General features: G+C 48.0%; 10 protein-coding genes. 8 read left to right on the plus strand and 2 right to left on the minus strand.

Going from position 1 to position 9589, the window contains the following annotated elements; genetic code table 11:
- The first annotated feature begins 102 nt into the window (after positions 1 to 102).
- Positions 103 to 432, plus strand: a complete 330-nt coding sequence (locus QUB56_RS24130; RefSeq protein ID WP_332958661.1) for a hypothetical protein — start codon at positions 103 to 105, stop codon at positions 430 to 432.
- 98 nt (positions 433 to 530) lie between these two features.
- Here QUB56_RS24130 and QUB56_RS24135 read toward each other — a convergent pair whose 3' ends face one another.
- A complete protein-coding gene (locus QUB56_RS24135; RefSeq protein WP_332958662.1) occupies positions 531 to 2600 on the minus strand; it encodes a serine/threonine-protein kinase in 2070 nt (689 codons plus the stop codon).
- A 1134-nt stretch (positions 2601 to 3734) separates the two neighbouring features.
- On the minus strand, positions 3735 to 4856 hold the full coding sequence (cax, locus tag QUB56_RS24140; RefSeq protein ID WP_332958663.1) for a calcium/proton exchanger: 1122 nt from the start codon (positions 4854 to 4856) through the stop codon (positions 3735 to 3737).
- Positions 4857 to 5172: 316 nt separating this feature from the next.
- Here cax and QUB56_RS24145 point away from each other — a divergent pair, with 316 nt between their 5' ends.
- The 7 genes from QUB56_RS24145 (at position 5173) to QUB56_RS24175 (ending at position 9308) form a co-directional block, all read left to right on the plus strand.
- Positions 5173 to 5967 (plus strand): SDR family oxidoreductase, encoded by a 795-nt coding sequence (locus QUB56_RS24145; protein ID WP_332958664.1) that lies wholly within the window; start codon positions 5173 to 5175, stop codon positions 5965 to 5967.
- Positions 5968 to 6062: 95 nt separating this feature from the next.
- Positions 6063 to 6527: a hypothetical protein gene (locus QUB56_RS24150; protein WP_332958666.1), complete on the plus strand. Its 465-nt coding sequence runs from the start codon at positions 6063 to 6065 to the stop codon at positions 6525 to 6527.
- A gap of 102 nt (positions 6528 to 6629) precedes the next feature.
- Complete coding sequence (locus QUB56_RS24155) at positions 6630 to 6989, plus strand: hypothetical protein (protein WP_332958668.1); 360 nt, start codon at positions 6630 to 6632, stop codon at positions 6987 to 6989.
- The gene (locus tag QUB56_RS24160; RefSeq protein ID WP_332958669.1) at positions 6989 to 7330 is read left to right on the plus strand and encodes a hypothetical protein; all 342 of its coding nucleotides are present in this window, start codon (positions 6989 to 6991) and stop codon (positions 7328 to 7330) included. Before QUB56_RS24155 ends, QUB56_RS24160 begins: the two co-directional genes overlap by 1 nt.
- A gap of 162 nt (positions 7331 to 7492) precedes the next feature.
- Positions 7493 to 8041: a GNAT family N-acetyltransferase gene (locus QUB56_RS24165; RefSeq protein ID WP_332958670.1), complete on the plus strand. Its 549-nt coding sequence runs from the start codon at positions 7493 to 7495 to the stop codon at positions 8039 to 8041.
- Between the two features lie 300 nt (positions 8042 to 8341).
- Complete coding sequence (locus QUB56_RS24170) at positions 8342 to 8881, plus strand: GrpB family protein (protein WP_332958671.1); 540 nt, start codon at positions 8342 to 8344, stop codon at positions 8879 to 8881.
- A 64-nt stretch (positions 8882 to 8945) separates the two neighbouring features.
- Positions 8946 to 9308, plus strand: coding sequence for a VOC family protein (locus QUB56_RS24175; protein ID WP_332958672.1), 363 nt, complete (start codon positions 8946 to 8948; stop codon positions 9306 to 9308).
- The last annotated feature ends 281 nt before the right edge of the window (positions 9309 to 9589 follow it).

Genomic DNA, 9589 nt, shown 5'->3' on the forward strand with positions numbered 1-9589 from the left:
ATAATCCAAAAAATGGTACGAAGCAGATCGAGAAACAGTCTCTCTGATCCGCAATAACTCCGCCAATTTGTCTTGTCCGAACCTCCGGGCGATCGATAAAATGTGGATGCGATCGAGCTTTTGAGCAAATATGGATTGACTCCGCAGTTAGAGATTTGGCAGAAAGTCGGCGGTTCTAACTGTCGAACTTGCGAAGGTCAAATTAAAGAATTTAGCAAGCAAGTAGGATGGAACATGAGCTCGCAAGTAAGTCCTATACCAGGGGAGTTTCCAGTCCAGTATCCAACTGTTGCTTCATTAAGTTGGCAAAGTTATGTTGACAGCGATAAAAGCATAACTAGGTATAGTCTTTTTGCTGGCGCGCAGACTTGGCAAGCGTGGAGGGTTACAGAATTTAACCTGTTTTCTACTTTTGCCAATTGCGGCAAGTAACAGTTGTAGGGCGGGCAAAACCCAGACTTCCAGGTCGGAGTCGGGAGGGGATTTCTCACTCGCCTCGACTCTTCAATCTAAAATCTCAAATAGTAGGACTATGGCATTCGCCAAATTTTAATAGTGCGATCCGGACTGCAGCTCACAACAGTCTTGCTATCTCTGGAAATAGCCACCGAACTTACAAACTTACTGTGACCAGAAAGAATGTTTCTTTCTTTTCCCGTCTTCAAATCCCAAACTATAATATCTCCGCCGCCGCTGATCAAAGTGCCGCCCTCCGGGCTAAAGGCAATCGTCCTCACCCAGCTCGAATGCCCTTTAAAAATGCGGGTGCGCTTCCCGTCTTGCACGTTCGACAAACGGATCGTATTGTCGGTGCTAGCACTAGCCACACTTTGCCCGTTCGGGCTAAAAGCCACAGCATTAACCGCGCCCCCGTGACCTGTGATAATTCTTCTGACTTCTCCGGTGCCGAGATTCCACAAACGCAGAGTCTTGTCCTCGCTGCCGCTAGCGAGAGTTTTACCGTCCCCGCTCAAAGCTATCGCGTTTACTCGTCCGGCGTGGCCGCTCAAAGTCCGCAACCTGCCGCCGGTTTTGGCATTCCACAAGCGAACTGTTTTGTCATCGCTGCCGCTAGCGAGAGTTTTACCGTCCCTGCTAAAAGCGATGGTGTTGACGGCGCCTGTGTGAGCGGGAATCGTCCGTATCCGTCGCCCCGTCTTCAAATCCCAGATCATCACATTATTGTCGTCGCCCCCGCTGGCCAACATCGAGCTGTCCGGGCTCACCGCCACCGTATTGACCGATTTTTTAGAATGCACCGAATTGAGAGTCCGCAGCAGGCGTCCCGTCCTCAGATTCCAAATTCTAATCGTCCCAAAGCTTGCGCTCACCAAATTTTGACCGTCAGGCGACAGGGCGATGGCATTTACACTCCCGACATTATCCAAACTTCTTTGCAAAAACTGACTGCTAGGTAAACTAGAAAGCAGCCACACCGGGTTTGCGGGGAACACCCCATAACGCAGCGAACCGTAAATTTGAGACGCGCCAATACCCAGCATCAAAACAGCCGTGCCGGCCAGCAGCTTATTTTTCCACTCAAAAACCTTTTGGAGGGGCTTCTTCAATTCCGTATTCAGAGGTCTGAGGCGGTTTAGAGAACTCTGCTGCGTCGCCCCAGACGCCCCGGAAGTTCCGCGAAGTTTAGTTTGCCCCGTCGTCGGTAGCTGAGTCGGCAACTGACTATCCGCGTCGTCGAGTTTAATTTCCTCCAAGCACTGCAAAACCATCTGCGGACTTTGAGGTCGATTTCCCGGAAAAGGCGCCATCAGGTAATCGATCACATTAGCCAGGGGGTCGGAAACCTGAGGAGCTCCTTTGCGCCACATTAATTTGCCCGTGCGCGGGTTCTCTGGAAACGCAGTCGGCGGCTTCCCAGTCAGCAAATAAACAAACGTGCGCCCCAGGGCAAAAAAATCCGACTGCGGAACAGCCTTGCCATTAGTTTGTTCCGGCGGCGTGTAGCCGGGAGAAACAATACCAGTCACATTTTGCCCCTGCCCCACCTTAGCGAAATAAGTCGCCGACACTTCCCGAGCAGTCCCGAAGTCAATCAGCACTAACTGCCCGTTCGGCTTGCACATAATATTGTGCGGCTTGATATCCCGATGGAAATAGTTGAGGCGGTGAACTTGGTCTAAAATTTCCGACAGTTGTTTGAGCCAGTTGAGAGCTTGTTCTTGACTGATCGGGCGGCCCCGATTTTTCAGCCAGTCTTGCAAATTTGCCCCAGCAATTTTCTCCATCACCAGACAGTGAAAAGACTCTGTGCTGTTAGCTGGCGTAAATGTAAAATAACCGTCGCGATCGACTTTTGGAATACCTGGATGTCTGAGCCTGACCAATACGTCGGCTTCTTGCTTAAAAAGTTCTACAGCTTTGGGATGTTCTTTGAGCAGGACTTTAAGCACTCTTCGGGCGCCGTTGTCGTCCACTTCAAATGTTCTGCCAAAGCCGCCGCCTCCGAGAGGCGCGACTAGCCGATATCGACCTTGCAACAAAAGTTCAGACCCGCAGTGGATACAGGCGGATTTGCCAGAGTTCGCTGGATCGGAGGGATTCGGGCATTTGGGATTGAGGCAATAACTCACAGAAGCCACATAACCCTGATTGAGGTTGCTCTATCAAGTTTTACTTTGACACTGCTATACAAAACTTGGCTAAGCTTATTTAAGCTTCGCCATTCAACTAGAAGTATTTTCTAGAGGGTCTGATTCCTGCTTCTGCCAAGAGAGTCGGCTCTTACTTGTCCACAGGCGTAAATTCGGGTGGAGCAGCACCCTATTTTTCAAGTCTGTACAACTATTTATTATTGTGGAAGCTTTTAGCCATTGTTTAACCATTATTTTCAACCAATTTAACGAATCGTGGTATCCCGTTCGACCTTTTTATAGGCTGGTCAGTTTTAAATCGACCGTCGTTTCCTCTTCAGCAAAAATTTTTGCTGCCGATTTTCGGCATTATTCTGAGAATTTTGCACAAAAATGCGCATCTGTCAATATGCTGACCCTACTTCGCTTGAGAGCAAGTTAAAGTATTAAGCAATGAGATTAACCTCTGTCCACTCTTGGTGACTGAGGTTTGTGGTTCAGCTTGCGTCACTTGCTTGCGACTGGATTACTCTAGCGGCACTAGAGCTGTCTTCTCGCTTGAGCGTTACGTACTTTGATTAGTCCTCTTTATCTAGTTCGGTTTTTGTTCAAATACGAGTTTTCCTAGACGGCAACACCGTGTTTGTGTGACTGCGTACTCAACAATCTAGTTAAGTTTTTACGTTGTCTAGTTATACTCAATTTTCAACTTAGGACGATCGTAGCACACCTAGAACAATACTCATGAGCACTCTTGATTGAAATCTTGCAGCGTCGCTGAAGTCAAGCGAGACTAAAGCCTCGCTTAACTTCAACATCCCGTCTTTTTCTATAACCTGTGACACTGCGATCTAACGATCGGGTTGAGGCCAAAGGTTTTGTTGTTTGTCACAGCCGATCGATGTCAAAAATCCCTGATGAGGGCAGATAATCTACAAAAAGACTAGAACTAATAACGAGAGAGCAGCCAGATTTCAATTGTACGATCGCCACCACCACTCTCGAAGAAACAAGTGAGAGTGGGCGAGTGGGCGAGTGGGCGAGTGTCCGAGTGGGCGAGTGTCCGAGTGGGCCAACCCGCCTTCTGCTGAATGCCTTCTTCCCTCGAACCTGTTCCCTCTTCCTTCAGCAGAAGAAAGCCTGTTAAACAAGTCCCTCAATTACCGGATGGAAGTAGAACGCCAGCGCCAAAACCGTATAAGCTGCCAACAGCAAAGTACCTTCGAGCCAGTTAGAGTTGCCGTCAGAACTGATAGAATTGGCGATCAGCACCGACACGGCAACCGCTACAAGTTCAAACGGGTTGAAATTCAAGTCCATCGGTTTGCCCAAGACAAAACCTGCCAAAACCAATACCGGCGCAACAAACAAAGCAATTTGCAAACTCGAACCCACGGCCACAGAAACCGACAAATCCATTTTATTTTTCATCGCCACCGTCACCGCCGTCGTATGTTCGGCCGCATTGCCAATAATCGGCACTAAAATCACCCCGGTAAACAGTGATGTCAGCCCCAAACGCGCCGTCGCTTCTTCTAGACTAGCCACCAGCAGTTCTGACTCGACAGCTACCATCAGGGTACAGGCCAACAAAACCGCAATCCACAGCGGCAGATTGACTTTGTGGTCTGGACCCTCTGGTGCTAAGTTACTTTCGGCTAATTCTTCGAGCATATCTATTTCTGCCACCCCTGCATCGTACAGATAACTGTGGGTTTTCATCGAAAACAGCAGCGTCAGCACGTAGACGACAATCAGGACTATAGCAACAGCGCTAGAGAGGTTCTGCATAGTTTCCGCAGGGATGCCCGCAGAGGTGGCATTAACTGCAGTCGGCACCAAAATGGCAATCACTGCTAAGTTCATCGCTGAAGCGTTCAACCGGGCGACTATCGGCTGAAATTCTTGTTCTTTGTAGCGCAAGCCGCCCAGCAGCATCGCAAATCCCATCACCAGCAGCAGGTTGCTCATAATTGAACCGGTGATGCTGGCCTTGACAACATCTATTAGTCCGGCGTTGAGGGCCACGATGCCGATAATCAGTTCCGTGGCATTTCCGAAGGTAGCGTTCAGTAAACCCCCCAAGTTGGGACCGAGGACGACGGCGATTTCTTCGGTGGCCGTGCCCATCCAGGCGGCTAGGGGGACGATGGCTAAAGCCGAGGTGATGAAGATTGTGGAGGATTCCCAGCCGAGAAAGTGTCCGGCGATGGAAACCGGGATAAATAACAGCAGACTGGAAATTATTGTATTTGTGTTTAGCATTTAAATTCTCAAAAGCTGCCAACCGTCAATCATAACCTGCGGGAAAATTTTAAAAATGGGTTGGGTTAGGGAATTGGGGGTGCTTCGCCCGCTGGGGGACGATCGCCCACTGGGGGGCGATCGCGATTCGTTACGGACTGTGTGATGTCAACGCCTGGTTAAAATTTCACTTTTAAACCACCCAATAAAATCCCGATGCTCCACAAACAAAGTCCGCCTCCGCCGACTAAAATATTTCTTAGAGAACAACAAAAATGGAACTAAAACTATCAAGTCCGCCTCCGCCGACTAAAATACCTCTTAGAGAACAACAAAAATGGAACTAAAACTCTCTGGTAAAATTTCACTGGTAAGCGGCTCAACTGCCGGAATCGGGTTGGCAATTGCTACAGAACTCGCCAAAGAAGGTGCAACTGTTATCGTTAACGGACGGACTCAAGAGCGGGTAAAAAGCGCGATCGACCAAATCAAAGAAATTGCTCCAGATGCCAAACTTCAAGGTGTCGCTGCCGATTTGGGAACCGCAGCGGGAGCCGGCGAATTATTTCACCAAGTCCCGGAAGTTGACATTTTGGTAAACAATTTAGGAATTTATGGCGCTAAAGCATTTGAGGATATTTCCGATGGCGAATGGATGAATATTCTGGAAGTAAACGTCATGAGCGGGGTGCGCCTGGCTCGACAATATTTGCCATTAATGCTGACAAAAAATTGGGGGCGGATTATTTTCATTTCTAGCGAATCGGCGCTCAACATTCCAGCAGAAATGATTCACTACGGAGTTACGAAAACGGCGCAGCTTTCTCTCGCGCGCGGTTTGGCAGAGACTACTGTTGGCACCAATGTGACTGTTAATTCTGTGCTGCCGGGGCCGACGCGATCGGCAGGAGTAGAAGATTTCATTCAAGGATTGGCACAAAACCAAAAGGTCAGTCGCGAACAGGTGGAGAAAGAGTTCTTTGAAAAGACTCGCCCTTCTTCGCTGATTCAGCGTTTTGCGGAGACTTCGGAGGTGGCTGCACTTGTCGCATTTATTGCCAGTCCGGTATCCTCTGCTATTAACGGGGCGGCTTTGCGAGTGGATGGCGGTGTTGTGCGATCGATCGTTTAGCCCGATTTGTAATATTGCGATCGTAAATCAGTTAACTAACACCCTCTTTTCTAGGACTGAGGCCAACCTTCCTCAAGAGATAAATCTCTCTAAGGATGCTGTTAAGTGCCGATTTGAAGCAGGAAAATTTTAGTAAAACTGCTGAGAGGAGTCGATCGCCACCCATGAAAAAAGCTTTACTCGCCAGTCTGTTGCTGGTGCTAGCTGGCTGCAGTCAGTCGTCCTCCCATGATAAGCTGGTCAAAACGCTGAAAACCGTTGAATCTTGGACAGCGACCGCTCGTATGGTGGGAGAGACTTGGCAACAGGGTAGCATTCCCGACCTCTACGCTCAACAGACCTTGGAAAAGAGCCAGCAGGAAATTGCCAAGGAAACCAAAGATTTGACTGACTCTCCTACTTTGCCAAGACAGATATACCAGTTACAGCAAACGCTTCAGCAGATGACAACGGCCGTCAAGCAGCACCGCAAAGCCGCGATCGCCACACCTTTGGTGCAGCTTGCAACTGAACAACAACAGCTTGAAGCATTGCTCAAAGCCCAGGGAGAGCGGCCGTGAACAAGATTCGGGAAATTGCCTTAGGTATCACCATTTTTACAATTGTTCTGACTTTTGTGCTAGCGATCGTCGCCATTCCACTAGAAGTGCTTGGAGGTTGATATGGATGTTATTCGAGATGTCCTAGATAATCAGATTGTCGATCGCAACCAACGCAAGATGGGCAAGGTCGATGGCATTGTTGTAGAACTCGTAGAGGGACAGCCACCGCGACTGGCGTATCTTGAAACAGGAGTCACCACCTTAGCGCATCGAGTTCATCCCCGTTGTTCGCGTTGGGTTGCCGCGATTGCCAGCAAGTGGGGCGCTAAACACACCGAACCGTTTCGCATTGCTTGGTCCCGGATGCGAAACATCGGCATTGATGTGGAAGTGGATCTCGATGCCGAACAAACTCCCGCATTAGCCTACGAAGTCTGGCTGCGCGATCGCGTGATTAAACACATTCCAGGAGGAAGTTGATGGCAAGTCGCGAACTACATTTAGAACTGCTGCTGGGTAAATGCGTATTTGATTCCACGGGCAATCGCGTTGGACGCATTGAAGAGGTGCGCGCCCAGCAGCAAGGCGACGATTGGGTAATTGTAGAATATCTGGTGGGCATACCGGTGATCGTGGAGCGTTTGTCTGCCTGGAATTTAGGCGCAGGTTTGCTGCATCTTATGGGTGCCCGCAATCTACATAAGGGATATCGCATTCCCTGGGAGCCACTCGATTTATTAGATCCAGAGCATCCCCGCTTGATTTGCACGATCGATGCGCTCAAAGAGATTTCCCAACAGTTAGAAAGAGATGCCCATTAGCCATAAATTTTTATGGTCAGTGTGGAGGCATTGGCGATCGATTTGAGGTTCAGGCTGCAATTGGAATTATTAAACCACAGAGTACGCAGAGAACGCAGAGTTCGAGAACAGAGAGATGAATAATTCCGATGCTAACGTATTTGATATGACGCAAGCGGTTCAATGGATTTTTGTATTCGATTAGCTTCCTTAGAAGACATTCCTAAGCTGACAACTTTAATTCCTGATTCTGCTAGAGCTTTGCAAGCAGGCTACTACAGTTCAGAGCAGATTGAAGGCGCACTGGGCACAGTTTTTGGGGTTGATACTCAACTGATTCTAGACCAAACATACTTTGTTGCTGAGAACAATCACCAAATTGTTGGTTGCGGTGGTTGGAGTAAGCGTAAAACGCTTTATGGAGGTGATTCAGGCAAAAATAATCGAGAAGACAGCCTGCTCAACCCAGACAGCGACTCGGCAAAGATTCGTGCATTCTTTGTTCATCCAGCATGGGCACGTCGAGGAATTGGAAGTCAGATTGTGCGAGTATGTGAACTGGCTGCTGAGCGTGCTGGATTTAAGGAAGTTGAGATGATCGCGACGCTGGCGGGAGAGCCATTTTACACAAAATTTGACTATCAGGCGATCGAGCGGTTTGAAATTTCTCTCCCAAACAGTCAGTTCCTCCCCGTTGTCCGTATGTTTAAGAGCTTTGGGCGCCGCCCGTAAAATATGAGGCATAATATAGCAATTCTTGCAGGAGTCGTAAATTTTTTACCCCACCCCAACCATCCCCGATGCCTTGGGGAGGGAGTAAGAGATTCACAAATGATTTAGGATTGCTATAAAATTAGTTTCGGTTAAATGCGATCGTAAATCAATGATATGACAAAAAAAGCAAATACAGCAGATTCCACGTTGATAAAGTACACGCGTCAAGCGATCGCTCGCTGTAGGGAAACGGCACTGCCGTGTCCTCTATCTTGGCTATGTACCTCACTTACCTGAAAAATGCTGTAATTATCAGCCATGTCAAGAAAAGTAAATTTTTTCAAAGTAGAAGTCGTCCCGCACGAGCCAAATTGGTGCAGCGCCTTTGAAACTGAGTCGAAACTGATTGCACTTGCACTTAGGGACAATGTGGTTGCTATACATCACATTGGTAGCACAGCCATTCCGCAAATCCATGCAAAGCCGATAATCGATATGTTAGTTGAGGTTAAAGATATTACTAAAATTGATGTACAGAGTTCAGAAATAGAGGCATTAGGTTATGAAGCGATGGGTGAGTTTGGGATATCGGGTCGTCGTTTTTTTCGCAAGGGTAATGAAGCAGGGATTAGAACACACCACATTCACACATTTGAAGTGGCTTCACCGCAAATAGAGCGCCACTTAGCCTTTCGAGATTATATGATTTCCCATCCTGAGGAGGCGCAACAATACAGCGAACTCAAACGAGAACTCGCCAACAAATACCATGATAATATTCAGGGGTACATGGACGGAAAAGATGGGTTCATTAAAGCAATGGATCTGAAAGCGGCTAAGTGGCGATCGTCTCATTAAATTTATGATATGGGAAGTGGCAATTCTTCATGTTAAGCCTAATAGGGCGGGAGCAATATAACTTATGAGTGATATCGGTCTCACACACATCGCACTGCCCGTTTCCGATGTCGATCGCACTATCGAATTCTACTCTAAGTATGCTGGGATGCAGGTCGTTCACCGCCGCATCGATGCAGAAGCAGGTGTTGCTGTGGTCTGGCTTTCTGACCGCACTCGCCCTTTTGTAATTGTGCTAATTCAAACAGACTCCGTACATCCCGTTCTGTCTCCCTTGGCACACCTGGGAGTAGGTTGCAAAAGCCGCGAATATATGGACGAACTCTGCGACAGAGCACGTCAAGAAGGCGTACTGCTTGAAGAACCAAAAGATTCTGGATATCCGATCGGCTACTGGGCTTTTTTGCGAGACCCGGACGGTCAATAGATTTTAGATTTTAGATTTTAGATTTTAGATTGAGTCCACGGATAAATGCGGGGGCTGGAGGATTTTTGATTTTCGATTTGGGATTGATTCCACGGATAAATCACGTGGCGGGTACCACCTTTGAAATTCGCTTGTCACACGCTAGAACTATCCTACGGGCAAGAAATCGGATTGACAGCAGAGGATGCTACTTAAAGTTATAATGGCTCTCCTGAGTTTATGGTGTAAAATGTACCTAATAATACATTTACCGTTATGAGCTTCCATCTAGACTATCTATT

Source organism: Microcoleus sp. AR_TQ3_B6 (assembly GCF_036702785.1).
In the GTDB taxonomy this organism is placed as follows: Bacteria; Cyanobacteriota; Cyanobacteriia; order Cyanobacteriales; family Microcoleaceae; genus Microcoleus.

Bases quoted from the DNA above. Each gene is read 5' to 3' on its own strand.
- cax (WP_332958663.1), bottom strand. From the start codon at position 4,856: ATGCTAAACACAAATACAATAATTTCCAGTCTGCTGTTATTTATCCCG.
- QUB56_RS24145 (WP_332958664.1), top strand. From the start codon at position 5,173: ATGGAACTAAAACTCTCTGGTAAAATTTCACTGGTAAGCGGCTCAACT.
- QUB56_RS24150 (WP_332958666.1), top strand. From the start codon at position 6,063: ATGCTGTTAAGTGCCGATTTGAAGCAGGAAAATTTTAGTAAAACTGCT.
- QUB56_RS24155 (WP_332958668.1), top strand. From the start codon at position 6,630: ATGGATGTTATTCGAGATGTCCTAGATAATCAGATTGTCGATCGCAAC.
- QUB56_RS24160 (WP_332958669.1), top strand. From the start codon at position 6,989: ATGGCAAGTCGCGAACTACATTTAGAACTGCTGCTGGGTAAATGCGTA.
- QUB56_RS24165 (WP_332958670.1), top strand. From the start codon at position 7,493: ATGGATTTTTGTATTCGATTAGCTTCCTTAGAAGACATTCCTAAGCTG.
- QUB56_RS24170 (WP_332958671.1), top strand. From the start codon at position 8,342: ATGTCAAGAAAAGTAAATTTTTTCAAAGTAGAAGTCGTCCCGCACGAG.
- QUB56_RS24175 (WP_332958672.1), top strand. From the start codon at position 8,946: ATGAGTGATATCGGTCTCACACACATCGCACTGCCCGTTTCCGATGTC.